At 72.2% G+C, this 24,308-nt stretch carries 24 protein-coding genes; 12 read left to right on the plus strand and 12 right to left on the minus strand.

What is annotated here, in order from left to right; translation table 11 throughout:
* Positions 1-147: 147 nt before the first annotated feature.
* The 3 genes from TN53_RS31065 (at position 148) to fxsA (ending at position 3,710) form a co-directional block, all read left to right on the plus strand.
* Positions 148-1,746: an amidohydrolase gene (locus TN53_RS31065; protein ID WP_046262068.1), complete on the plus strand. Its 1,599-nt coding sequence runs from the start codon at positions 148-150 to the stop codon at positions 1,744-1,746.
* A 536-nt stretch (positions 1,747-2,282) separates the two neighbouring features.
* Positions 2,283-3,077: a polyprenol monophosphomannose synthase gene (locus TN53_RS31070; RefSeq protein WP_046262069.1), complete on the plus strand. Its 795-nt coding sequence runs from the start codon at positions 2,283-2,285 to the stop codon at positions 3,075-3,077.
* Between the two features lie 78 nt (positions 3,078-3,155).
* A complete protein-coding gene (gene fxsA, locus TN53_RS31075) occupies positions 3,156-3,710 on the plus strand; it encodes an FxsA family membrane protein (protein WP_046262070.1) in 555 nt (184 codons plus the stop codon).
* Between the two features lie 106 nt (positions 3,711-3,816).
* Here fxsA and TN53_RS31080 read toward each other — a convergent pair whose 3' ends face one another.
* The 4 genes from TN53_RS31080 to TN53_RS31095 form a co-directional block, all read right to left on the minus strand.
* Positions 3,817-4,191: an RNA polymerase-binding protein RbpA gene (locus TN53_RS31080; RefSeq protein ID WP_010046329.1), complete on the minus strand. Its 375-nt coding sequence runs from the start codon at positions 4,189-4,191 to the stop codon at positions 3,817-3,819.
* Positions 4,192-4,446: 255 nt separating this feature from the next.
* Positions 4,447-5,793: an MFS transporter gene (locus TN53_RS31085; RefSeq protein WP_046262071.1), complete on the minus strand. Its 1,347-nt coding sequence runs from the start codon at positions 5,791-5,793 to the stop codon at positions 4,447-4,449.
* 56 nt (positions 5,794-5,849) lie between these two features.
* Positions 5,850-6,617 carry a glycerophosphodiester phosphodiesterase gene (locus tag TN53_RS31090; RefSeq protein WP_046262072.1) on the minus strand — a complete coding sequence of 256 codons (768 nt, stop codon included), beginning with the start codon at positions 6,615-6,617 and terminating at the stop codon, positions 5,850-5,852.
* Positions 6,614-7,267 (minus strand): YczE/YyaS/YitT family protein, encoded by a 654-nt coding sequence (locus TN53_RS31095; protein ID WP_046262073.1) that lies wholly within the window; start codon positions 7,265-7,267, stop codon positions 6,614-6,616. Before TN53_RS31095 ends, TN53_RS31090 begins: the two co-directional genes overlap by 4 nt.
* A 99-nt stretch (positions 7,268-7,366) precedes the next feature.
* Between TN53_RS31095 and TN53_RS31100 the strand changes: the two genes are divergently transcribed.
* Positions 7,367-8,866: a PLP-dependent aminotransferase family protein gene (locus tag TN53_RS31100; protein ID WP_046262074.1), complete on the plus strand. Its 1,500-nt coding sequence runs from the start codon at positions 7,367-7,369 to the stop codon at positions 8,864-8,866.
* Between the two features lie 107 nt (positions 8,867-8,973).
* Here TN53_RS31100 and TN53_RS31105 read toward each other — a convergent pair whose 3' ends face one another.
* Positions 8,974-10,530 carry an ABC transporter ATP-binding protein gene (locus TN53_RS31105; RefSeq protein WP_046262075.1) on the minus strand — a complete coding sequence of 519 codons (1,557 nt, stop codon included), beginning with the start codon at positions 10,528-10,530 and terminating at the stop codon, positions 8,974-8,976.
* 40 nt (positions 10,531-10,570) lie between these two features.
* Complete coding sequence (locus tag TN53_RS31110) at positions 10,571-10,765, minus strand: hypothetical protein (RefSeq protein WP_046262076.1); 195 nt, start codon at positions 10,763-10,765, stop codon at positions 10,571-10,573.
* Positions 10,766-11,027: 262 nt separating this feature from the next.
* On the opposite strand from TN53_RS31110, the gene TN53_RS31115 reads away from it, so the two are divergent.
* Together TN53_RS31115 and TN53_RS31120 are read left to right on the plus strand one after the other, a co-directional pair.
* Positions 11,028-11,420 carry an ankyrin repeat domain-containing protein gene (locus TN53_RS31115; protein WP_046262077.1) on the plus strand — a complete coding sequence of 131 codons (393 nt, stop codon included), beginning with the start codon at positions 11,028-11,030 and terminating at the stop codon, positions 11,418-11,420.
* Positions 11,421-11,720: 300 nt separating this feature from the next.
* Positions 11,721-13,139: a hypothetical protein gene (locus tag TN53_RS31120; protein WP_046262078.1), complete on the plus strand. Its 1,419-nt coding sequence runs from the start codon at positions 11,721-11,723 to the stop codon at positions 13,137-13,139.
* Positions 13,140-13,177: 38 nt separating this feature from the next.
* Here TN53_RS31120 and TN53_RS47960 read toward each other — a convergent pair whose 3' ends face one another.
* Positions 13,178-13,396: a hypothetical protein gene (locus TN53_RS47960; protein ID WP_171144203.1), complete on the minus strand. Its 219-nt coding sequence runs from the start codon at positions 13,394-13,396 to the stop codon at positions 13,178-13,180.
* Between TN53_RS47960 and TN53_RS31125 the strand changes: the two genes are divergently transcribed.
* From TN53_RS31125 to TN53_RS31135, 3 genes are read left to right on the plus strand one after another with little or no spacing between them, the layout of a single operon-like run.
* On the plus strand, positions 13,298-14,431 hold the full coding sequence (locus tag TN53_RS31125; RefSeq protein ID WP_046262079.1) for a glycosyltransferase family 4 protein: 1,134 nt from the start codon (positions 13,298-13,300) through the stop codon (positions 14,429-14,431). The two genes, TN53_RS47960 and TN53_RS31125, sit on opposite strands and share 99 nt — an antisense overlap.
* Entirely contained in the window at positions 14,428-15,600 is a 1,173-nt protein-coding gene (locus tag TN53_RS31130) for a glycosyltransferase (RefSeq protein WP_046262080.1), read from the plus strand. The genes TN53_RS31125 and TN53_RS31130 overlap by 4 nt, the downstream gene beginning before the upstream one ends.
* Entirely contained in the window at positions 15,597-16,451 is an 855-nt protein-coding gene (locus TN53_RS31135; protein WP_046262081.1) for an SGNH/GDSL hydrolase family protein, read from the plus strand. The genes TN53_RS31130 and TN53_RS31135 overlap by 4 nt, the downstream gene beginning before the upstream one ends.
* 101 nt (positions 16,452-16,552) lie before the next feature.
* On the opposite strand, the gene TN53_RS31140 is transcribed toward TN53_RS31135, so the two are convergent.
* From TN53_RS31140 to TN53_RS31160, 5 genes are read right to left on the minus strand one after another with little or no spacing between them, the layout of a single operon-like run.
* Positions 16,553-17,422 (minus strand): biotin-dependent carboxyltransferase family protein, encoded by an 870-nt coding sequence (locus TN53_RS31140; protein ID WP_046262082.1) that lies wholly within the window; start codon positions 17,420-17,422, stop codon positions 16,553-16,555.
* A complete protein-coding gene (locus TN53_RS31145) occupies positions 17,419-18,036 on the minus strand; it encodes a 5-oxoprolinase subunit B family protein (RefSeq protein WP_046262083.1) in 618 nt (205 codons plus the stop codon). Before TN53_RS31145 ends, TN53_RS31140 begins: the two co-directional genes overlap by 4 nt.
* The gene (locus tag TN53_RS31150) at positions 18,033-18,791 is read right to left on the minus strand and encodes a LamB/YcsF family protein (RefSeq protein ID WP_046262084.1); all 759 of its coding nucleotides are present in this window, start codon (positions 18,789-18,791) and stop codon (positions 18,033-18,035) included. Before TN53_RS31150 ends, TN53_RS31145 begins: the two co-directional genes overlap by 4 nt.
* Positions 18,792-18,823: 32 nt before the next feature.
* Positions 18,824-19,645, minus strand: coding sequence for a putative hydro-lyase (locus TN53_RS31155; protein WP_046262085.1), 822 nt, complete (start codon positions 19,643-19,645; stop codon positions 18,824-18,826).
* On the minus strand, positions 19,642-20,937 hold the full coding sequence (locus TN53_RS31160) for an MFS transporter (RefSeq protein ID WP_046262086.1): 1,296 nt from the start codon (positions 20,935-20,937) through the stop codon (positions 19,642-19,644). Before TN53_RS31160 ends, TN53_RS31155 begins: the two co-directional genes overlap by 4 nt.
* A 130-nt stretch (positions 20,938-21,067) precedes the next feature.
* On the opposite strand from TN53_RS31160, the gene TN53_RS31165 reads away from it, so the two are divergent.
* The 3 genes from TN53_RS31165 (at position 21,068) to TN53_RS31175 (ending at position 24,274) form a co-directional block, all read left to right on the plus strand.
* The gene (locus TN53_RS31165; protein WP_046262087.1) at positions 21,068-21,763 is read left to right on the plus strand and encodes a GntR family transcriptional regulator; all 696 of its coding nucleotides are present in this window, start codon (positions 21,068-21,070) and stop codon (positions 21,761-21,763) included.
* Between the two features lie 77 nt (positions 21,764-21,840).
* On the plus strand, positions 21,841-23,367 hold the full coding sequence (locus tag TN53_RS31170) for a hypothetical protein (RefSeq protein ID WP_046262088.1): 1,527 nt from the start codon (positions 21,841-21,843) through the stop codon (positions 23,365-23,367).
* 31 nt (positions 23,368-23,398) lie between these two features.
* Complete coding sequence (locus TN53_RS31175) at positions 23,399-24,274, plus strand: hypothetical protein (RefSeq protein ID WP_046262089.1); 876 nt, start codon at positions 23,399-23,401, stop codon at positions 24,272-24,274.
* The last annotated feature ends 34 nt before the right edge of the window (positions 24,275-24,308 follow it).

A 24,308-nucleotide genomic window follows, 5' to 3' on the forward strand; every position in this document is an offset into this window, starting at 1 on the left:
CGGTCAACCCGCCCCCTTGCGGATACCTCATGTGACCGGCCTACTGCCACAACCACAACTTGTCAGCCCCCGCGACATCACGCCAGCAAGGTCAGTAACGGCGCCCCCTGTCCGGGACGGCCCGGATGACACGCGAGACTGTTCCCCATGAGTGAGTCCAGCGCCGCGCCCAAGACCGTCCTGCTCCGTCGAGGAGAGGTCCACAGCCCCGCCGATCCCTTCGCCACCGCGATGGTCGTGGAGCGGGGTCAGGTCGCGTGGGTCGGTTCGGAAGGTGCTGCCGACGCCTTCACGGACGGGGTCGACGAGGTCGTCGATCTGGATGGCGCTCTGGTCACGCCCGCGTTCACCGACGCGCATGTGCACACCACCTCCACCGGGCTCGCCCTGACCGGCCTGGACCTGTCCGACGCGCCCTCTCTGGAGGCGGCTCTCGCGCTCGTGCGGGACTTCGCAGGCTCCCGCCCGGACGACCGCGTCCTGCTGGGACACGGCTGGGACGCGGCCCGCTGGCCCGGCGGACGGCCGCCCACGCGCGCGGAGCTGGACGAGGCCACCGCAGGCCGACCGCTCTATCTGTCCCGGATCGACGTCCACTCGGCGGTCGTGACCACGGCCCTGCTCGACATGACGTCCCTGGGGCGCCCCGAAGGCCCGCTCACCGCCGACGCCCACCACGCCGTACGCGCCACCGCCCTGGCCGCGATCACCCCGGTCCAGCGCGTCGAGGCGCAGCGCACCGCGCTCGCCCGGGCCGCCTCCCTCGGCATCGGCTCGGTCCACGAGTGTGCCGGCCCCGAGATCTCCTCCGAGGACGACTTCACCGGCCTGCTGCGGCTCGCCGCCGAGGAGGCCGGACCGCGGGTCGTGGGCTACTGGGCGGAGCAGGATGTCGACAAGGCGCGGGAGCTGGGCGCTCTGGGCGCGGCCGGTGACCTCTTCGTCGACGGCGCCCTCGGCTCCCACACCGCCTGTCTGCACCAGCCGTACACCGACGCCGGTCACACCGGCACGGCCTATCTGGACGCGGCCGCCGTGGCCGCACACGTCGTCGCCTGCACCGAGGCGGGCCTCCAGGCGGGCTTCCATGCGATCGGCGACGCCGCCGTGACCGCCGTGGTCGAGGGCATGCGTGCCGCCGCCGAGAAAATCGGCCTGGCCCGTGTCCGCGCCGCCCGGCACCGCGTCGAGCACGCCGAGATGCTCACCCCCGAGACCATCGCCGCCTTCGCCGATCTGGGCCTGACCGCCTCCGTGCAGCCCGCCTTCGACGCGCTGTGGGGCGGCGAGGACGGCATGTACGCCCAGCGCCTGGGCGTGGAGCGGGCACGCGCCCTGAACCCCTTCGCGGCCCTCCTGAAGGCCGGCGTGCCGCTCGCCTTCGGCTCCGACAGCCCCGTCACCCCGCTCGACCCGTGGGGCACGGTCCGCGCCGCCGCCTTCCACCGCACGCCCGAGCACCGCGTCTCCGTGCGCGCCGCGTTCACGGCCCACACGCGGGGCGGCTGGCGGGCGGTCGGCCGGGACGACGCGGGTGTTCTGGTGCCGGGTGCGCCCGCCGACTACGCGGTGTGGCGCACGGACGAACTCGTTGTCCAGGCTCCCGACGACCGGGTCGCCCGCTGGTCGACCGACCCCCGCTCCGGCACCCCCGGCCTGCCCGACCTGTCGCCGGGCGCCGACCTCCCGGTCTGCCTGCGCACCGTGGTGGGCGGCCGGACCGTGTTCGTAGGGCCGGGCGAGTGATCTCCCGGGGTGGCGCGGCTCCGATCGGGCGCCGCCGCCCCGTCTCGCGACCTGCGTATCCTCCGCGCTGACCAGGGCTTTGAGTGAAGATGCGCAGGTCAAACAGCTGTTGACAGCCGACGGCAGGGGGCCGGTAGGTTCGGCCCAGTCCACCACCGGACGCCCGACCGGGGAACGTCCGTCAACTCGTCGCCGCGCCGCTGGGTCAGGGACGGTGTGCCGCACCGGGCACCGCCACTGGCAGCCAGGCTCAGCGCCCGCGCCGCCGCGAGGGAACGTTCCGGCCGGTCGGGGAGGTGTGACCCGGGTGGGGCCCGGGCGCTCAGTAGACAACGGCTTTCGGTCGATCCGCAGCCAGCGGGTCCCAGGTCGGCCCGAAGGGCGCCGGGCCCCCATCCGCAGTACGCACAGCTGCCGAGAAGTGCGCCCTTACCCCGCTTTTGTTAAAACGACACCACCATACGAACGTCCTGTCACGTCGGCCCAGGCGGCGACCACTATGGTGGACGCCTGCGTACGAACCTGAAGGGGCAGCAGTGAACGACGGCGACGGGACCCTCGCGGCACAGGGCCACGGGAGGCAGTTCGGCCCGCTCGGCACCGCCTTGGTGATCATTCCGACCTACAACGAGGCGGAGAACATCAAGTCGATCGTCGACCGGGTGCGCAAGGCCGTCCCCGAGGCGCACGTCCTCGTCGCCGACGACAACAGCCCCGACGGCACCGGCAAGCTCGCCGACGAGCTGGCAGCCACCGACGACCATGTCCAGATCCTGCACCGCAAGGGCAAGGAGGGCCTCGGCGCCGCCTACCTCGCGGGCTTCGCCTGGGGCCTGGAGCACGGTTACGGCGTCCTGGTCGAGATGGACGCCGACGGCTCCCACCAGCCCGAGGAACTGCCCCGCCTGCTGACCGCCCTCAAGGGCGCCGACCTGGTCCTCGGCTCGCGCTGGGTGCCCGGTGGCCGGGTCGTGAACTGGCCCAAGTCGCGCGAGTTCATCTCCCGCGGCGGCAGCCTCTACTCGCGCGTCCTGCTCGACGTTCCGATCCGGGACGTCACCGGCGGCTACCGCGCCTTCCGCCGCGAGACCCTCGAAGGCCTCGGCCTCGGTGAGGTCGCCTCGCAGGGCTACTGCTTCCAGGTCGACCTGGCACGCCGCGCGATCAAGGCCGGCTACCACGTCGTCGAGGTCCCCATCACCTTCGTCGAGCGCGAGCACGGCGACTCCAAGATGAGCCGCGACATCCTCGTGGAGGCCCTGTGGCGGGTCACCACGTGGGGCGTGGGGGAGCGGGTCGGCAAGGTGCTGGGCCGCGACAAGAAGGCCTGACGGCAGCCGTACGGCCGCACAGGCCCCGCTGATCGTCCCCTTATCCCGCGCTGAGCCGTGCCCAGGCACACTGGACACATGACGACTGGCGCTCCGACCCCGACGTACCCCGCCCGGCCCCCGCGCTCCCGGCTGCGCACCTTCCTGCCGCTGGGGATCGCCGCGTGGCTGGTGCTGGAGATCTGGCTGCTGACCGTGGTGGCGGGCGCCACGAGTGGGTTCCTGGTGTTCCTGCTGCTGCTCGCCGGCCTCGTGCTCGGCGCGGTGGTCATCAAGCGGGCCGGCCGACGGGCCTTCCGGAACCTCAACGAGGCCCTGCAGCGTGGCACGGCCCCCTCCGGCGGCGGTGGCAACGGTCTGCTGATGCTCGGCGGGCTGCTTCTCATGCTCCCCGGTCTGATCTCGGACGCGGTGGGCCTGGTCCTGCTGATCCCGCCGGTCCAGAAGGTCATCGCCCGCCGTGCGGAGCGCACCTTCGAGCGCAAGCTCCGCGAGGCCGGCCCGGGCACCCTGGGCGACGCCTTCCAGCAGGCCCGTAGGCAACGCCCCGACGGCAAGGTCGTCCAGGGCGAGGTCATCCGGGACGAGCCCGGGGACGCGCCTCAGGGGCCGCGTCCTCCTCTGATGGGCTGAGCCCCGCTCGGCTCGCGCCGAACGCACGAGACCGCGGGCGCCGTACAGGAAGTACGGCGCCCGCGGTCTCGATATTGCGTTGTGTTCCGCCCAAACCGCGGCGGGACTACGCGGACTTGCGGCTGTCCCTGGGGTGAATCGCGATGTTCATCGCCCCTGAGCGCAGAACGGCCAGGCGCTCCTCGAGGACCTCTTCGAGTTCCTCGCGGGTGCGCCGCTCCATCAGCATGTCCCAATGCGTACGCGCGGGCTTGGCCTTCTTTTCTTCAGGGCCGTCGCCGTCTACGAGGAGTGCTTGGGCCCCGCAGACCTTGCACTCCCACTCCGGCGGAATCTCCGCCTCGACCGAGAAGGGCATCTCAAAGCGATGTCCCTTCTCGCATGCGTACTCCACGGCCTGGCGCGGGGCCAGGTCGATGCCGCGGTCCGTCTCGTAGCTGGTCACCACGAGGCGCGTGCCGCGAAGAGCTCGCTCACTCATGAATCGTGCCTCCCGGGCTTGTCGCCCACAGGACAGGTGTCGCTGTCGTCGTCATCCGGTCAACGTCCGGTCGGCGGTAAAGATTCCCGTTCCGGGCCATGCGTCGCCGTCGTAGCCGCCCCTTGTTGTACCCACCTGCGCCCGGTTTGTCACATCTGCTAGCAGATGTCACCCAGCGTTTCGGCATCTTTGACGCGCAGTAACGGTACGCCTGGCAGGCCAAACGCGTACACTACCGCCCTTTCGCGCTGAATGCTAAATCTTCTCCGGAACGGGATTGCCCGCGTCGCTGATCGCCTGGCGTACCGGAACCCGTGCGAGCAGGCAGAACCCCAGGATGAAGAAGATCACCAGCGAGATGATCGCGTCCCGATAACTTCCGGTCAGCTGGTAGGTGATGCCGAACAGAAGCGGGCCCAGCCAGCTCATGCCGCGGTCGCTCATCTCGTACGCCGAGAAGTACTCGGCCTCCTTGCCCGGCGGGACGAGATGGGAGAACAGGGAGCGGGACAGGGCCTGGCTGCCGCCGAGGACCAGGCCGATGCCGGCGGCCAGTACGAAGAACCACACCGGCGCCCCGGCGGGCAGGAAATAGCCAGCCGCCAGGGTCAGCGTCCAGGCCACCAGCGAACCGAGGATCGTGCGTTTCGCGCCGTACACGCGGGCCAGCCGGCCCATGCCCAGCGCGCCCGCCACCGCCAGCACCTGGACGAGCAGGACGGCACCGATGAGCGTCGACTGGCCGAGGCCGAGCTCCTCGGAGCCGTAGACGGACGCCTGGGAGATCACGGTCTGGATGCCGTCGTTGTAGACGAGGTACGCCAGGAGGAAGGAGAGCGTCAGCGGATGGCGGCGCATGTCGCGGACGGTGGCCGCCAGTTGGCGGAAGCCGGGCGCGGTCGCCTCCTTCTGCGGCATCCGGCGGTCGTGCAGCCTTCGGAGCGGGATGAGGGTGAACGCACCCCACCACAGCCCCGCCGACGCCAGACAGATCCGCACCGCCATGCCCTCCGAGAGGCCGAAGGAGTCATGGCCGGTGTAGAGGACCAGGTTCACCACCAGCACCAGCGAGCCCGCCGCGTAGCCGAAGGCCCAGCCCCGGGAGGAGACCGCGTCGCGTTCCTCGGGCGGGGCGATCTGCGGGAGGTAGGAGTTGTAGAGCATCGCCCCGACGGCCGACGCGGCGTTCGCCACGATGAGCAGGACGCCGCCCAGCAGATAGCGGTCGCTACCGAGGAAGAACATGGCCGCCGTCGCCGAGGCCCCGGTGTAGGCGGCGGCCGCCAACAGCGGCTTCTTGCGGCCCGTGCGGTCGGCCGCCACACCGACCAGGGGCATCACCATCACCGCCACGATCACGGACAGGGACACCGAGTACGCGAAGAAGGCACCGGCCCGCACCGGAATGCCCAGAGGGTGGACGTATCCGTCCGCGTCGGCGGCCTTCTCGGCCACCGAGGTCAGATACGGGCCGAGGAACACGGTGAGCACGCTCGTCGAGTAGACGGAGCACGCCCAGTCGTAGAAGTACCAGCCGCGCTGTTCGCGCCGTCGCTCGGCGGCCTCGTCGGCGCCCGTTGTCCGTATGGCGTCGGTGCCCAACCCGGCCCCCTTGCTGGTCCCGCGCCCAGTCCGCGGTTCCAGGGGAGCGAGGGCCGTCAGACCCAGACGCCCCGGTCCTCCATGACCTTGCGCAACGTGTCGATGTGATCGGTCATGATGCCATCCACTCCCAGGTCCAGGAGCCGGTGCATGGCATCGGGATCATTGATGGTCCACACGTGCACCTGCAGCCCGCGCGCGTGGGCGGTCCGCACGAAGCGGTGGTCGACGACCTGGATGCCGTTCTGGGCCTCGGGCACCTGGGCGGCGACCGCGGAGCCGCGCAGCGCGGCCGGCACACCCCAGGAGCGCAGCCGCAGATTGAGGACGCCCCGGGTGCCGTACGAGGTCGCCAGCCGCGGGCCGGCCAGGCGCTGGGCGCGTACGACCCGGGCCTCGGAGAAGGAGCCGACGCAGATCCGGTCCCAGGTGCCGGTGCGCTCGATCAGCTCCAGGAGCGGATGGAGCGCCGGTTCGTCCTTGATGTCGACGTTCCAGCGGGCCTCGGGGAACGCCTCCAGGAGCTCCTCGAAGAGCGGCACCGGCTCCTTGCCCGCCACGCGCGCGTGCTGTATGTCCGCCCACGGCAGGTCCGTGATCCGGCCCGCTCCGTCGGTCATCCGGTCCAGGGTGCTGTCGTGGAAGGCGACGAGCCTCCCGTCCGCCGTGGCGTGGACGTCGGTCTCCAGATACCGGTAGCCGGTCTCGATCGCCCGCCGGAACTGCAGCAGGGTGTTCTCCAAGCCGTCCGCCGCCCCGCCCCGGTGGGCGAAGGGGATCGGGCCTGGGTGGTCGAGGTAGGGGTGGCGTATCCGGGTGCTCACCGACGCAGTATCGCGCGCCGGGGTTGCCCGGTGGCAACGACCGTGCTGCTGTCCGATGCCGAAGGAACGTCGAACAGCCGGAGGAAGAGCTGTGCGAGCGGGCCGATGGACACCGCGTAGAGCACCGTGCCGATGCCGATGGTGCCGCCGAGGGCGAAGCCGGTCGCGACGACCGCCATCTCGACGGCCGTGCGCATCAGTCGGATCGAGCGGCCGGTGCGCTGGTGCAGGCCGGTCATCAGACCGTCCCGGGGTCCCGGCCCGAAACGGGCGGCGATGTAGAGACCGGTGGCCACGCCGTTGAGCAGGATGCCCGCCAGGAGAAGGGGGATCCGTACGGCCAGAGTGCGGACCTCGGGCAGCGCGGCGAGCGTTCCGTCCATGGCGATGCCGACCACGAAGACGTTGGAGACCGTGCCGAGGCCCGGGCGCTGGCGCAACGGGATCCACAACAGGAGCACCGCCGCGCCCACGAAGATCGACACGACGCCGATCGTGCGGCCCGTCAGCTCGGCGAGGCCCTGGTGCAGCACGTTCCAGGGCTCCAGCCCCAGGCCCGCCTCGACGAGCAGTGCGGAACTCGCTCCGTAGAGGGCGAGACCGGCATACAGCTGGATCAGCCGGCGCCCGAGCCGGCTCTGTGCGGACAAGTGGTGCCCCCTGTGGTCGTGGTGGCCTGGTGCATGACACCCTGTGGCTTGGGTGGAAGCATCATCCATGGCCAATTCGGGGAAGGTGGACTGATTTTCATGGCGCAGTGGACCTCGGCGGTGGGAGCGGCGCAGCTCGCCCGGCTGCTCAACTCCCAGCAGGACCGTCCCGCGGGCCCCGGCACGCGACGCCCGCCCGCCTACCGGGCGCTCGCCGACGGGATCCGGCTGCTGGTGCTCGAGGGCCGTGTCCCGGTGGCCGCCCGGCTCCCCGCCGAACGCGAGCTGGCCCTGTCCCTGTCCGTCAGTCGTACGACGGTGGCGGCGGCGTACGAGGCGTTGCGCGCCGAGGGGTTCCTGGAGTCGCGGCGCGGGGCCGGCAGCTGGACCGCCGTTCCGGCCGGCAACCCGCTGCCGGCGCGTGGCCTGGAGCCGCTGCCGCCCGAGGCGCTCGGCTCGATGATCGACCTGGGCTGTGCGGCGCTTCCCGCACCCGAGCCGTGGCTGACCCGTGCCGTCCAGGGCGCCCTGGAGGAGTTGCCGCCGTACGCCCACACCCATGGCGACTACCCGGCGGGGCTGCCCGCGCTGCGCTCGATGATCGCCGACCGGTACACCGCGCGCGGGATTCCGACGATGCCTGAGCAGATCATGGTGACGACCGGGGCGATGGGCGCCATCGACGCGATCTGCCATCTTTTCGGGGGCCGCGGCGAGCGCATCGCCGTCGAGTCGCCGTCGTACGCCAACATCCTCCAGCTGATGCGTGAGGCCGGCGCGCGTCTCGTGCCCGTCGCGATGGCCGAGGGGCTGGCCGGCTGGGACATGGACCGCTGGCGGCAGGTGCTGCGGGACGCGGCGCCCCGGATCGCGTACGTCGTCGCCGACTTCCACAACCCGACCGGCGCCCTCGCCGACGACGACCAGCGGCGCCAACTGGTGGACGCGGCCCGGTCGGCGGGGACGGTGCTGGTCGCCGACGAGACGATGAGTGAACTGTGGCTGGACGAGGGGGTCGAGATGCCGCGGCCCGTATGCGGGTTCGATCCCGCCGGGTCCACGGTGATCACGGTCGGCTCGGCCAGCAAGGCCTTCTGGGCGGGCATGCGCATCGGATGGGTGCGCGCGGCCCCTGACATCATCCGCAGCCTGGTCGCGGCACGCGCGTACGCCGATCTGGGGACGCCCGTGGTCGAGCAGCTGGCCGTGAACTGGCTGTTCAGCACGGGGGGTTGGGCGCAGGCCGTGGACGTACGGCGTGGACAGGCACGGGAGAACCGGGACGCCCTGGTCGCGGCGGTGCGCCGGGAACTGCCGACGTGGGAGTTCGAGGTGCCCAGGGGTGGCCTGACGTTGTGGGTGCGCGCCGGGGGCTTGTCGGGGTCTCGGATTGCCGAGGTCGGCGAGCGGGTGGGAGTCCGGGTGCCGTCCGGGCCCCGGTTCGGGGTGGACGGCGCCTTCGAGGGGTATGTGCGGCTGCCGTTCACCGTGGGGGGAGCGGTGGCGGAGGAGGCTGCGGCGCGGTTGGCGATGGCGGCGAAGCTGGTGGAGAGCGGAGCGTCGGGCGGCGGGGAGGCGCCGCGCACTTTCGTGGCATGACGGCTGCTGCTCTCACCCAGGGGCGCGGGGCTGTATCGATGTGCGGCTACCGCCGCGCGGGCGCGACCAGCCCCCACGCACCCGCAGCCGCACGACTACGGCAACCCCTACGGCGCGTCGGCGACCACCGCTTCCACGGGCACCGCATCGGCCGGCGTCGTCCGCGGCGGCAGCAACGCCAGCACCGCCTGCCGGGCCGTGTCGCTCGTCGCCTCGTCGTGCGGGTCGGGTGTCGCCGGCACCTGAAGGCGATGGACGTGCCCCGTGCCCAGCCGGGCGTAACCACGGCCGGGCGGGACGTCGGCGGCCGGAGTCGTGCGCGGGGGAGCGCCCAGGACCGCGGCCAGCTGCTCCGGCGTCGCCGGGCCAAGGACGACACGCGCGCGTGTGTGCTGGCGTACCGCGTCGCTCAGCGCGTCCGCGCTGTCGAACTGGTCGGCCACGACCACGGTGACACCCGCCGCCCGGCCGTGCCGCAGGGGCACCTGGAGGAGGGACTGCGGGTCGCGATGGCCGTCGGCGGCGGCCAGGTGCGTGAACGCGCTCGGGCGGTCCAGGAGGATCCACAGCGGACGCTTCGTGTCGTCCGGTGGCTGGTGGCCCGCCTGGCGCGCCCGGTTCACGGCGATCAGGCGCCGCTCCGTCTCGGTGGCGGCCCACTCCAGGCTCGCCAGCGCCCCGGTCAGCCCGCACTCGACCGCCAGGACGCCGTCCCGGCCGGTGAGACAGGCGTACTCACCGGTGCCGCCGCCCTCGACGATCACCACGTCGCCGTGGAGGAGCGCCTGGAGCGCGATGGAGCGCAGCAGGGTCGAGGTGCCGCTGCCCGGCTGGCCCATCACCAGCAGGTGCGGCTCGGTGGAACGGACGCCGGTGCGCCAGACGACCGGGGGTACGTCGCGCTGCTCCTCGCCGTAGGTGAGCGGAAGCGTGCGCTGGACCTCGGTGGGGTCGGTGAAGCCGAGGACCGTCTCGCCGGGGGACGTGACGAAACGCTGGGCGGCGATGTCGGTCGGCAGCGGCGGCAGGACAGTGACGGAGAGCTGGTTGCCCTCCTCGTCCCATGCGAAGCGGTACTCACGGCCGCGGCCCGACTTGGCGTGCAGCAACTGCTCGATCCGCGCGCGGGAGTCGGGCTCGCCGTCCGTGAAGTACGCGGGGTAGCGGATCACGAGCTGAGTGATCCGCCCCGTCTCGTCGAACTCGTACACCGGGAACGCCTTGTCCCACTCGCCACCGTGGGTGAAGAGGGGCTCCGGGTCCTCGGCGGTCGAGAAGTACGGCACCAGGGCCTCGTACAGAGACCGCAGGCGCTGTGTCTGCGACTCGTCGGGGCCCTCCGGGGCCGCTGGGGTGCGGTCCCGGCCCTGCCAGGCTGCCGCCGCCATCAGGGTGATGACGGCGAGCAGCGGACCGTACGGCACGAGCGCCACGACCAGGACCACCGACGCCACCAGGAAAAGCAGCGGCCCGCGCTTGTCCTTGGGGGTGTCGGCCCACCTGCGCCGCCCGGCCGAAGCCAGCCGGCGCAGACCGCGAGTGATCGTGATCAGCGGGTGGAGGACGTCGGTGGCGCTGTCGGCCGCCGTCCGGGCCAGCTCCCGGCTCCGGGCGATCTGCGCGCTGCCTGTGCTCAGGATGCGGGGGAGGGGGCGCCGGGCCACTGCTGTCTCCTGGTGGTGCGTACGGACGGGAGGAACGGCGTCAGAACTTGATGCCGCCGAGGAGGCTCGCGAGGCTCTCGCCGCCCGCCTTGATGCTGGGGGCGATGGCCGTGCTTGCCAGGTAGAAGCCGAACAGGGCGGCGACCAGGGCGTGCGACGCCTTGAGGCCGTCCTTGCGGAAGAAGATGAAGACGACGATGCCGAGCAGCACGACGCCCGAGATGGAGAAGATCATGTGAGTGCTCCTGGTTCAGGTGGGGACAGTCACCATGAGTACTTCCAGGATCACAGGATGTATCCATACGATAAAAGGTGCAACTGGGTGAATTTCTATTGATTTCACTCGGGCGGCGGGGTCGGCTTCGGCCGGATGGGCAGGGGACTTGCGTCCGACCGGGTCAGTGGTGATCTTTACCTCCGGCACATCGGGTCATGTACGGCGCGAGCCAGTACCCTGGCGATTCACCTGAACGGTTGTATGAGAGGCGGTCCGGCCGATGACTGAAGCCCCCGACCCCGAGGTCGTGGAGCTGGCGACCAAGATCTTCGATCTGGCCCGCCGGGGTCAGACCGAGGCGCTCGTGGCGTATGTCGACGCGGGTGTTCCGGCCAACCTCACCAACGACCGTGGCGACTCCCTCGTGATGCTCGCCGCCTATCACGGCCACGCCGACGCGGTCCGCGCGCTGCTCGCCCGGGGCGCCGAGGCCGACCGGATCAACGACCGAGGCCAGACCCCGCTCGCCGGGGCCGTCTTCAAGGGTGAGACGGACGTCATCAAGGCTCTTCTGGAGAGCGGTGCCGATCCGGCCGCGGGGACCCCGTCGGCGCTCGACACCGCTCGGATGTTCGCCAAGACGGAACTGCTCGACTTGTTCGGCGCTCACTGATCCGGATGTTCTGACCAGTAAAAACACGGAAAACGGGGGAGGCGGTACAGGGCCGCCGAAATTTCGGTCGCGGCAGATGTAAGTGCCGAGTCATCATGACGTCGTGATTCACGGACGCGATGGCTGGGCAGGTGATGCCGCACCGCGCGGGCCGTGACGCGGTCCGCATGGGCCACCGACGAGAGGCAGAGGAAAATGGTCTACAGCAAGCAGGAAACGGCGGGCGCCCCGACGTGTTGTCACGCGGCCAGGTAAAGCAAGATCCCGGTTGCGTCGACGCTTGATGTGAGGCTGTTTCCCATGTTCGAACCGGTCATAGCGCCCAGCGGTACGCTGCTCGGCCTCCTCCAGAGGGGCCGCGGCGACGGCACACTGCACGCGCTCACCGCACCGCGCGCCGAGGCGCTGGCGGCTCTGAACCACTGCGTGCTGCGGGACCCCCGCCACGACTGGCAGGTGGAGAACCGCTCCCTTTACTACGCACGCCTCTACCTCGATCTGAGCGGCGAACTGGACGAGATCGAGGCCCATCTCTTCGACGTCGAGGACCACTTCGACGACGACGAGTGCCGTACGGGGCTCGCCCTGGCGGTCCTCGGGCACCTCGCCTCCTACGGCAGGCGGGACGCGCTCGAACTGCTGCGCGGGTACGCCGCCTCGGGCTCCAACTGGGCCTGGGCCCTGGACGAGCTCGCCCTCAGGGACGACGACGCCGGACTGCGCGCCCTGGCCGCCCCCGTGCTGGCCCGCTTCGGCACCGACGCCGAGGGTGAGGCCGAGCTGGCCGCCACCGTGCGCGATGCCTTCGAACCACGGCCGTGGCGGCTGTGGGCCGAGGATCCGCGCGAATCCATCGCCACACGCGTGCGTGCCGCGCAGGAGGCCGGCTGTTTCGACCGCTGGCAACGCCAGATGCGACCTACCGGGCCCCGTCCGGGGTGGAGCGTGCAGGCGGTCTTCGAATGGGCCGAGCAGGGCCTCGAACGCGGCGTCGCGCGCCATGTGCCCGCAGCCCGCTGCCTCATGGCCGTCGCCGGGCCCGAGGGCCGGGCCGAGATCGTCGCCGCCGCCAAGGACGGCACCGAGGGGGCCCGCTGCACCGCGCTGCGCTACCTGGCCGACGGCAATGATCCGGACGCCCTCGATCTGATCGAGGCGGCCGTGGTCACCGGCCCGGCGCCGATCGTGGAGGCCGCCGTCGACGCCTTCGAACGTATGTGCAGTGTCGCCGCCGTCGACCGGGCCCGCGGCTGGGTCCACCGGCCCGATCCGCTGGGCGCCGCCGCCGGACGCATGCTCGCCTGCCGCGGCGGCATGCAGGACACGGACCTGGTTCTCGCGGCCCTGCGTGAGGCCGTACGAGGCGAAGGGCCGGACGCACCGACCCTGTGGACCCTCGTCGACGGCACCGGACGGCTCGGCATCGCCTGCGCCGCACCCGTGCTCCGCCACATCTACCGGGAGACGGCCTCCTCCCATCTGCGCGGCCGGGCCGCCCGGGCCCTCGCCGCCACCGACCCCTCCTACCCCACCGGCTTCGCCGTCGAGTGCCTCTGGGACTGTGAGGAGACCACCCGCGAGATCGCCGCCCGGCACGCCGAGACCGGTGACGCCCGGGTCGTCGAACAGCTCCGCCGCCTCGCCGCCGATCCGGCCGAGGAAGCAGAGGTCCAGACAGCCGTACGCAGCCGGATCGGACCGGACGCCACCATGATGTGAAGGTCTGCCCTCAGGGTGAACTCGGGGTGGCCCGCGGGTCAGGCGCGCATGGACACGGCCTGACCTGCACGGGGGTGCGAGGGAACGCTCATGGGACGTTCCTCGTCCGGAAAGATCGACGTTGACGCGAGCACGTCCAGCACGGCGACAACACCCTTATGCGTGTCGTCATCGTGACCGAATCCTTTCCCCCCGATGTGAACGGCGTGGCCCACTGCGCGCTCCAGACCGCCCGGCACCTCGTAGATCGCGGTCACTCTCCGCTCGTCGTCGCACCGGCCACCGCGGCCGGTAGCGGGCCCGGCGTGGACACCCTCGCGCCCTGCCCCGTCGTCCGTGTCCCCTCCCTCCCCCTCCCCGGCTACCCCCAGGTACGCGTCGCCCTCCCCAGCCGACGCGTCGCCGCGGCCCTCGCCGAGCACCGCGCCGACATCGTCCACCTGGCCAGTCCCTTCGTCCTCGGCGTCCGCGGCATGGCAGCCGCCGCCCGGCTCGGCATCCCCGCCGTGGCCGTCTACCAGACCGACCTCGCCGGATACGCCCGTACCTATGTGCACGCGGGCGAGGCGGCCGCCTGGCGCCGCATCCGCTCCGTCCATGCCGCCGCGAACCTCACCCTCGCCCCGTCCAGCGCAGCCCTGCATGACCTGGAGACCCACGGCGTCCCCCGGGTGAGGCTGTGGCCGCGCGGCGTGGACACCGTCCGTTTCCGCCCCGAGCACCGGGACGAGGCGCTGCGCCGCGAACTCGCCCCGAACGGTGAGCTGATCGTCGGCTACGTCGGGCGGCTCGCCCCCGAGAAGCAGGTCGAACTGCTTGCCGGCGTGTGTGGCCTGGAGGGCGTGCGGGTCGTGGTCGTGGGCGACGGGCCGAGTCGGCCCGGGTTGGCGCAGGCGCTCCCGGGCGCGGTCTTCCTCGGCCGTCGGACCGGCGACGAACTCGCCCGGATCTTCGCCTCGTTCGACGTCTTCGCGCACACCGGTCCCTTCGAGACCTTCTGCCAGACCGTGCAGGAGGCCATGGCCAGCGGGGTACCCGTGGTCGCGCCCGCCGCCGGCGGTCCGCTGGACCTGGTCGCCCACGGGCGCACCGGCCTGCTGGTCCCGCCGCGCGACGCGGCCGCCGTACGAGACGCGGTGTGGGCCCTGGCCGCCGACCCCGGGCTGCGGTCCGCGTACGGCACTGCCGCGCGCGCCATGGTCGAGGGACGCACCTGGGCGGCCGTCGGCGATCAGCTGATCGGCCACTACACGAGCGTGCTCGCCACCCGGCGGACGGCGGTGGCGGCATGAGTGTGTCGCGTATCGACAGCGGCGCCGGTGTTGCCGCGTTGCGGATCGTCCGCCTCGCCAACTTCGTCGCGCCCGCCTCGGGAGGCCTGCGCACCGCGCTGCGCGAGCTGGGCAAGGGATACCGGGCGGCCGGACACGAGTCCGTGCTCGTCGTGCCGGGAGAGCGGGTCAGTGACGTCGAGACGGAACAGGGACGCGTGATCACCCTGCCCGGCCCGCTGCTGCCCGGCACCGGCGGCTACCGCGTGCTCGCCGACAAGCGGCGGGTGGCCCGGCTGCTGGAGGAACTGGCCCCCGACCGACTGGAGGTCTCCGACCGTACGACGCTCAGGTGGACCGGCAGGTGGGCGCGGCGGGCCCGGATACCCGCCGTGATGGTCTCCCACGAGACGGCCGACGGTGTCCTGCGCACCTGGGGTGTCCCGGAGGGCGCGGCCAGGCGAGCAGCGGACGCCCTGAACGTCCGCACGGCACACTCGTACGCGCGCGTGGTGTGCACCACCGAGTTCGCCGAGCGGGAGTTCGTGCGCATCGGGGCGCGCAATGTCGTACGGGCGCCACTGGGCGTCGATCTGGTGGAGCGGCACCCCGCGCTGCGCGACCCGGGGGTGCGTTCCCGGTACGCGCGCGTGGACGAGACGCTGCTCGTGACGTGCACCCGGCTCTCCGTGGAGAAGCGGCCCGGCACGGCGCTGGACGCCCTGGAGGCGCTCGTACGGCGTGGGCGGCGGGCGGTGCTGGTGGTGGCCGGGGACGGTCCGCTGCGGGCGCGGCTGGAACAGCGGGCGCGCGGGCTGCCGGTCGTCTTCCTCGGGCATGTCTCCGACCGCGGGCTGCTCGGGGCGCTCCAGGCCTCCGCCGACGTGTGCCTGGCGCCCGGACCGGCCGAGACCTTCGGGCTCGCCGCGCTGGAGGCGATGGCGTGCGGGACACCGGTCGTGGCGAGCGCGTCATCGGCGCTGCCCGAGGTGATCGGTTCCTCGGGGGCCGTCGCGGCGGACCACGGGGGTGCCTTCGCGGACGCCGTGGAGATGCTCCTGGAGCGGCCCTCGGCCGCGCGCCGGGAAGCCGCACGCACGCGTGCGGAGTGCTTCGGGTGGCGTACGGCGGTGGCGGCGTTCCTCGCCGCGCACGACGCGCCGGTCACGGTGCCCGGGGGCGTCCGATGAGACCGGTCCGGTTCGTCGCGCTCGGTGACTCGTTGACCGAGGGCGTCGGCGATCCCGTCGGCGAGGGGTGGCGCGGCTGGGCCGCGCTGCTCGCCGACGGGCTCGGCGAGTCCGTGGAGTTCACCAACCTCGCGGTCAGCGGGTCGCAGACGCGGGACGTGCTGGAACGGCAGCTGCCCGCCGGGCTCGCGCTGCGTCCCGACGTCGTGTCCGTCGTCGTCGGCGTCAACGACACCCTTCGCTGCACCTTCGACATCCATGCCGTGGCCTCGCGGCTCGACGCCGTGTACGCCTCCTTCGCCTCACAGGGTGCGGTGGTGCTCACGGCGTGTCTGCCCGACCCCGGCGCGATGTTGGGACTGCCGGGGGCGTTGGCGCGTCCGCTGGCCCGACGGCAGCGGGCGGTCAACACGGTGGTGCACGCGCTGTCCGAGCGGTACGGGGCGGTGCACCTGCACGCTGCCGAGGGGGCGTGGCTCATGGATCGGGCGATGTGGAGCGCGGATCGGCTGCACCCGGGGGAGCGGGGGCATCGGCAACTGGCCGTGCGGTTTCATGCCTTGCTGGCGCAGGCGGGGACGGCAACGGGGCGTGAGCCCTCGCCCGAGCCCGAGTTTCCGGTGACCACCACGTCGGCGAGTCTGTGGTGGCTGGCCACGGCGGGTACGGGGTGGGTGGCTCGGCGGTGCACCGATCTGTTGCCGCAGTTGTTGAGGCTTGCGGCGGATGAGGTCGGGCATCGGGCCCGGGGGACCAGCGCTCGGCTGGATCTGCGGGCGTCGGCTGCGGTTTCGGCGGCTTTGGCCGCGGTGGCTGTGTCCCTGCCGGAACGGGGGCCGGAAGCGGCGTGAGTGCCGCGCTGGGGTCGGTGGGGCACTGCGGGCCGGAGGGGGTTGATCGCGCCCACGCGGCGGTAGCCGCACATTGGCACAGCCCCGCGCCCCTGAAGGGGTCAGCGGCGGCGTACTTCCAAGAAGCGCACCGGGGTGCCCGGTACCGCTTGAGCAGCCGCCGGGAGGTCTGCCGTGCGGACTACCGCGATCACCGGATAGCCCCCCGTCGTCGGGTGGTCCGCCAGGAACACCACCGGGCGGCCGTCCGGTGGGACCTGGACCGCGCCCAACACCATGCCCTCACTGGGGAGTTCACCCGGCACGGCACGCTCCAGTGCCGGGCCCTCCGTGCGCAGGCCGATGCGGTTGCTCGCGGAGGACACCCGGTAGCTGCGGGACGTGAAGGTGCGCAGCGCCTCCGGTGTGAACCAGTCGTCGCGGGGACCTCGCGTCACGTGCAGGACCAGTTCCGCCGGAGGCGCCGACTGCGGGGCGGCGTCCACGCGTGCGTGGAGGTGTGTCGGGATGCCCAGGGGGAGGACCGCGCCGTCCGTGAGCGGGGGTGGGCCGAGGCCCGACAGGAGGTCCGTGGAGCGGCTGCCGAGGACCGGGTCGACGGTGATGCCGCCGGAGACGGCCACGTAGGTGCGCAGACCGGCGACGGCTGTGCCGACGTTCAGGAGGGCGCCCGCGGGGACCGGTACCGGGGCGCCCCAGGCGACCGGGCGGCCGTCCACCGTCACCGGGCAGGGGGCGCCGCCGACGGCCACGAGGACCGCCGAACGGGATCGTACGGCACAGCCGTTGAGCGTGGTCTCCAGGACGGCCGCGTCCCGGGCGTTGCCGACCAGGCGGTTGACGAGGGCCGCGGCGGGGCCGTCCAGCGCCCCCGAGCGGGGCACGCCCAGGTGGGCGTGGCCCGGACGGCCCAGGTCCTGAATGGTGGTCAGCGCCCCGGACCGCACGACGGCCAGTGCGCGGTCCGTCATGCCGCACCCACCGCTACGAACCGCACGCGCGTGCCCGGCGACAGCAGTGCCGCCGGCACGCGCGCGTGGTCCCACAGAACCGTGTCCGTCGTGCCGATCAGCTGCCAGCCACCCGGCGACGAGCGCGGGTACACGCCCGTGTATGGGCCTGCGAGCGCCACCGAACCGGGCGGGACGGCCGTGCGCGGAGTCGCTCTGCGCGGAACGTCGTACTCCTGCGGAAGGCCGGTGAGGTAGCCGAAGCCGGGGGCGAACCCGCAGAACGCGACGGTGAACTCGGTGGCCGCGTGGATGCGGGCCACCTCGTGCGGTGCGACGCCCCAGTGCGCGGCCACGTCGGGCAGGTCAGGGCCGTCGTAGCGCACGGGGAGTTCGACGACGTCACACGCGCGTGGGGGAGACGGTGGTACGGCGGAGGCGGTCAGCTCGGAGGCCAGCCGGGCCGGGTCGGCCAGGCCGTCCAGGAGGACCGTGCGGGCCGCGGGGACGATCTCGGCCACGGTCAGGGAGCCCTCCGCGCGGCGGCGCAGCAGCTCCGCGTGCAGCGACTGCGCCTCCTCGCCCGAGGAGACCTCGACGAGCAGCGCGCTGTCGCCGACGGGCAGCGCCCTCATGCGAAGGCCGCCACGAGGACGCCCGACGCCGTCAGCCGCTCCCGGACCCGGCGGGCCAGTTCCACGGCGCCCGGGGTGTCCCCGTGCAGGCACAGCGAGCGTGCCCGCACCTCGATTCGCGTGCCGGAGTGCGCGGTGACCGCGCCGTCCCGGGCCAGTCCCACCGACCGCTCCACGACGGTGTCCGGATCGGTGACGACCGCGCCCTCCTCGCCACGCGGCACGAGCGTGCCGACGTCGGTGTACGCGCGGTCCGCGAATGCCTCCGTGACTGCCGGCAGGCGAGCCTTCGCGGCCAGTTCCAGCAGACGCGAGCCCGGCAGGCCGAGGACGGGCAGGGTCGCGTCCGCGAGGAGCACACCGTCGACGACCGCGCCGGCCTGCTCGTCGTCGTGCACGACGCGGTTGTAGAGCGCCCCGTGCGGCTTGACGTACGACACGCGCGTGCCCGCCGCGCGCGCGAAGACCTCCAGGGCACCGATCTGGTACGCCACCTCGGCCGCCAGTTCGGCGGGCGGCACGTCCATCGCGCGCCGCCCGAACCCGGCCAGGTCCCGGTAGGAGACCTGGGCGCCGATCCGTACGCCGCGCTCGGCCGCCTGCTCGCACACCCGCCGCATGGTCGCCGCGTCCCCGGCGTGGAACCCGCAGGCCACGTTGGCGCTCGTGACGACGGACAGCAGCTGTTCGTCATCGGTGAGCTGCCAGCGGCCGAAGCCCTCACCGAGGTCGGCGTTCAGATCGATCGAGGTCATGGAATTTCCGAGTCTCCTTCCGAGGCCACTTCTCAGGCCACTCGGTACTGCTGGTCGCGGGCGTCCGTGAGGAACATCTGGCCGGGCGCGTGGGTGATGGCGAACGGCGGGCGCGAGGCCATCACCGCGGCCTGCGGGGTCACTCCACAGGCCCAGAACACCGGGATGTCGTCCGGCTCGGCGTCCACCGGGTCCCCGAAGTCGGGGCGATCGAGATTGTCGATGCCGAGGGTCGACGGGTCGCCGCAGTGTACGGGGCCGCCGTGCACCGCCGGGAGCAGACTGCTCTCCCGGATCGCGGCCGACAGGTGCTCCGGCGGCACGGGACGCATCGACACCACCATCGGGCCGTGCAGTCGTCCCGCCGGCCGGCACTGCCAGCTGGTCTCGTACATCGGGACGTTGCGGCCCTGCTCCAGATGACGGATCGGGACTCCGGCCTCGGTCAAGGCCCACTCGAAGGTGAAGCTGCAGCCGATCAGGAACGACACCAGGTCGTCGCGCCAGTGCGCGCGCACGTCGGTCGGCTCGTCCACCAGACGACCGTCCTGCCACACCCGGTAGCGCGGCAGATCAGTGCGCAGGTCGGCGCCGTCGGCCAGGACCGTCGTGGGGGAACCGGCGTCCGTGACGTCGAGCACCGGGCACGGCTTCGGATTGCGCTGGCAGAACAGCAGCATGTCGTACGCCCAGTCCGCGGGCACCGAGATCAGGTTGACCTGGGTGTGGCCCGCCGCGACCCCGGAGGTGGGGCCGGTCAGGCCCGCGCGGAAGCGCATCCGGGCGTTGCGCGGGCTCCACGCGTGCGCGTGCTCGTCGACGAGGGTCAGGGGGCGGTCCTCCGTGCGGTTCACTCCAGCTCCTTCCCGCGGGTCTCCGGCAGGCCGAAGAGCGCCAGCGCGGCGATGCCGTAGCCGATCGCGCCGAAGACCAGCGCCCCGCCCACACCCCAGCTGTCGGCCAGGAAGCCGACCGTGGTCGGGAAGACGGCGCCCACCGCGCGCCCGGCGTTGTACGTGAAGCCCTGTCCCGTGCCGCGCACCGCAGTCGGGTACAGCTCGGCCAGGAACGACCCGAAGCCGCTGAAGATCGCCGACATGCAGAACCCGAGCGGGAAGCCGAGCACGAGGAGCAGGGTGTTGGAGCCCTCCGGGATGTTGCCGTACGCCAGGATGCAGACGGCCGACAGGAGCGCGAAGAGCCAGATGTTGCGGCGGCGGCCGAGACGGTCGGTGAGGTAGCCGCCGGTGAGATAGCCGAGGAAGGCGCCGGAGATCAGGAACGTGAGATAGCCGCCGGTGCCGACGACCGACAGGCCTCGATCGCTCTTGAGATACGTCGGAACCCAGGTGGCGAGGGTGTAGTAGCCGCCCTGGACGCCGGTGGAGAGCAGGCCCGCGAAGATCGTCGTACGCAGCAGGCCGGGCTTGAAGATCGCCGTGAAGGAGGTCTGCCCGGCGCTTTTCTCGCGGACCGCGATGGCCTCGGGCGCGTCCTGCACCCGGCGTCGCATCCAGACGACGAGCAGCGCGGGCAGCGCGCCCGTCCAGAACATCACGCGCCAGGCCACGTCGTCGTCGAAGACCGAGAAGACCAGCGTGTACACGACCACGGCCAGGCCCCAGCCGACGGCCCACGAGCTCTGGACCGCGCCGAGCGTGCGGCCCCGGTGTTTCGCGCTCGCGTACTCGGCGACCAGGATCGCGCCGACCGCCCACTCGCCGCCGAAGCCGATCCCCTGCAGGGCGCGGAAGACCAGCAGCGATTCGAAGTTCGGCGCGAAGCCGCAGGCCACGGTGAAGACCGCGTAGGTGATCACCGTGATCATCAGGGCCCGGACCCGGCCCACGCGGTCGGCCAGCACGCCCGCAAGGGCGCCACCGAGCCCGGAGGCCAGCAGCGTGACGGTGGTGAAGAGGCCGGTCTGGCCGCTGTCCAGGCCGAAGTACGCGGCCAGCGCGACCATGCTCAGCGGGAGCGTGAAGTAGTCGTAGGAGTCGAGGGCGTAGCCGCCGAACGCGCCGGCGAAGGCGCGGCGGCCGCGCGGACCGAGGGCGCGGAACCAGCCCAACGCCCCGTCGTCGGCGGGGCGTTCGGTCGTCGTGGGCGGGGCGGTCGTGGCCTGTGGCGGGGGAGTCGTGCTCATGTGCACCTCGCAGTGGGAGGACGGAGGGTGCGGAATTGAGCCGTGCGGTGAGCAGCAAGGTAGAGGATTGTTCAACGATCCTTCAATACCCGTGTTGTTTCGTTCTCGTGTCTGCGGTTGAATTCCGGGCATGGCAGAGCAGCTGACCGGACTGGCCGACGACCGTGTCCTCCTGGGCCGCACCAGCACGGCGGAGCGGGTCTCGGACATCCTCAGAAGCCGTATCGCCGAGGGCTACTTCCCGCCCGGCACCCGGCTGTCGGAGGACAGCATCGGAGGCGCGCTCGGCGTGTCCCGCAACACCCTGCGGGAGGCGTTCCGCCTGCTCACCCATGAACGTCTGCTCGTCCACGAGCTGAACCGGGGCGTCTTCGTCCGGGTCCTGACGGTGGAGGACGTCGAGGACATCTACCGCACCCGCCGCCTCGTCGAGTGCGCCGTCGTGCGCGGCCTGGGTGAGCCGCCGTACGCCGAGGAAGGGCTCGCCGAAGCCGTCGCCGCCGGGCGGCGGGCGGTCCGTGAAGGTGACTGGAAAGCGCTGGGCACCGCCAACATCCACTTCCACCGGGAACTGGTCGCGCTCGCGGGCAGTGAGCGCACCGACGAGCTGATGCGCAGCGTCTTCGCCGAACTGCGGCTCGCCTTCCACGTGGTGGACGACCCGAAGGCGCTCCACGAGCCGTATCTGGCCCGCAACCGCCAGATCCTCGGGGCCCTGCAGGCCGGGGACCGCCGGGAGGCCGAGAAGCTGCTCGCCGTGTACCTGGACGACTCGCTGGAGCGGGTGGTCGAGGTGTACCGGCGACGGGTCGGCGAGGACGGCTAGCGTCCCGGTCGCTGTGACGCGGGGTCGCTTCTGTGACGTTTGGGCCGTTGTCAGACCGAGGGCCTAGTCTGTGCACCGTGACTTCGCCTGCAACGACGGACAGCGTTCCGCCCCAGCTCAGCGCGGGGCCGCGCCCGGCACCGGGCCCGGCCGCCGACGAGGGGCTGGCGCGGCGGCTGCGCGCGCTCGCCTGCACCGCGCCGCTGCACGACCTCGACGCACGCAAGGCCAACCTGGCGGGCGAGTACTCGGTGTACGGCATGGCGGAGGTGGCCCTCTCGGCCATCGACCTGGTCACCCTGAACATGGACTTCGACACCGGCGCCGACCACGACCAGATAGTCGCCCGCCTCATTCCGCGCATCGCCGCCCAGGCCCCGCAGCGGCCCGTCGTCGAGCATGAGCGGGTGGCCCGCTGGGTCCTGGAGAACCTGATCAACGTCGGCAGCGTGGACCGCGGATTCCGGGCGGTATACGGCACTTTCGCCACAGATGGCACCTATGTCCGGCGTGACTACGACTTCAAGCTGATCGAGGAGGTGCCCGGCCCCGGCGGCTCGGTGTATCTCCGTACGACGGACGAGGCCGTCAACGTCCTGGTCGGCGCCCTCGACACCGACGTCACCAGCGCCCAGATCGCCGCCGAGGTCAAACTGGAGGTGCTGATCAGCCGCGGCCGCCTGGCCGACGCCCAACTCGCCGCCGAGCAGGCCCGGTACCGGACCGTGCAGTACTCCGAGACCCTGCGCCGAGCCCTGGACGCCACCCGGCGCAACGTCCGGGCGGTGGACTGGCTCAACGCCGTGCCCGACATGATCACCGAGGCGCTCGACCACGTCGCCGACCGCTACCGCCACGAGAACGCGATCCTCACCAACATCCGCAAGGCCCGGGACGAGTCCGAGGACTCGGAGCAGAAGCGGCGGGCCGCCGAGCTGGTCGACATCGTCAAGGACTGCATCCGCCGCCACACGCAGCTGCAGTCCCGGCTGCTGGAGGCGGGACCGCTGTTCCGCGCCGAGCAGGACCGGCAGGCCTTCGCCACACCCATGACGACGTCGGGGATAGACCTCTACGGGCATCTGGTCGCGCCAGTGCTCCCGCTGCCCCTGGAGCGGGCGGTCCGGGTCACCGACGCGTTCTTCGCACGCGGGACCGGGCTGCGTACGCCGGTGTCGGTGCGGGTCGGTGACCTCGTCGACATACTGCTGACGCCGCCGGTGGAGCGCGAGCACCTCGGCGCGGAGATGCCCGAGCCGGACCTCATCGCCACGCCGGACGACAGCCGGTTCAGCGAGGAGCAGCTGGCCTCGGCGATGGAGCTGCTGGATCTGCCCGCCGATGCGCCGCGGCGGTTGTCGGGGCTGCTCGCGCAGGCTCGGCGACAGGATCCCGAACTGCCGTATCTGGTGGCCCTGTTGGCGGTTCACGCGGCCAGTCCGGCGGTGGGGACCGCGTATCGGCAGGGCGAGGAGAAGTTGTTGTTCGCCGTGGACGACGGGGCCGAGCTGGACGATCCCGAGTTCGGCGGGGCCGACCTGATCGTGGGGACGGCCCTGCTGGACGCGGCGGGGATGGCCGCGGACAGGACAGAAGCAGCATGAGCCGAGTGACAGCGCAGCAAGGAGACCGACCGTGACCGAGCACGTCGAGTGGAGTGAGCCGGAAGCCGGACCAGCGCCGGTCACCGCCGCCGTCACGCCCGCCGACGCCGCCGACGCCGCTCGGCTGGTCGCCTTCGGGCTGCAGCCCAAGCTGCAGCCCGCGCGGGACCAGGAGTACACCGAGCTGCTGCGGCGCTACCGCGAGGACCCGGCGTTCGCCCGGCTCGCCGACGCGGTGGCCGCCGGGCTCGGGCTGGTCGTGCTGGAGGTCTCCCCGCGCGCGGGGATGGCTGTGACCGCCGCCGAGGACTCCGTGTTCGCCGTGCGGATGGGTGACTACGCGCGACGCACGTCCGCCGACGGCTCGGACCGGTTCCTGCACGGGCTGGCCCATCTCGCCGTCGCCGCCATGGCGTTCCCGCGGCCCGAGGACCTCGCCGACGACGGGTACATCGGGCGGGTGAGCGTCAACGGCGTCGACGCGTTCGTCCGCCAGGCCTGCCGGCGGCTGGAGGAGCGGGCCGACGAGCTGGGCGAGAACACCGACCCCGCCACCGACGCGCCCGGGCTCGAGGCCGCCTGGCGGATCTGGGTGAGACGCAGCGCGACCGGTGCGACCAAGGACGCGCGCAGACTCGCGGGTTCCACGACCGGCATCGTCGGCAAGGCCGTCGCATTCCTCACCGACTCCGGGTTCCTCCAGCGCACCGGGGACGACAACGGCGGCACGTACCGCACGACGGCCCGTTACCAGCTCCAGGTGCGGGACATGGCCGGCAGCGCCGCCATGGCCGAGCTGCTGGAACTGGGCGTCGTCCCGGTCACCGACGGCACGCCGACACTGCTGCCCGCCGAGGACACCGCCGACGAGCTGGTGGCCGACGCCGGACTGCCGTTCCACTCCTGAACTCCCCCCACCTGCCGAAGACTTACGAGAGTCC

The sequence above is a fragment of the Streptomyces sp. WM6386 genome (assembly GCF_000972385.1).
In the GTDB taxonomy this organism is placed as follows: domain Bacteria; phylum Actinomycetota; class Actinomycetes; order Streptomycetales; family Streptomycetaceae; genus Streptomyces.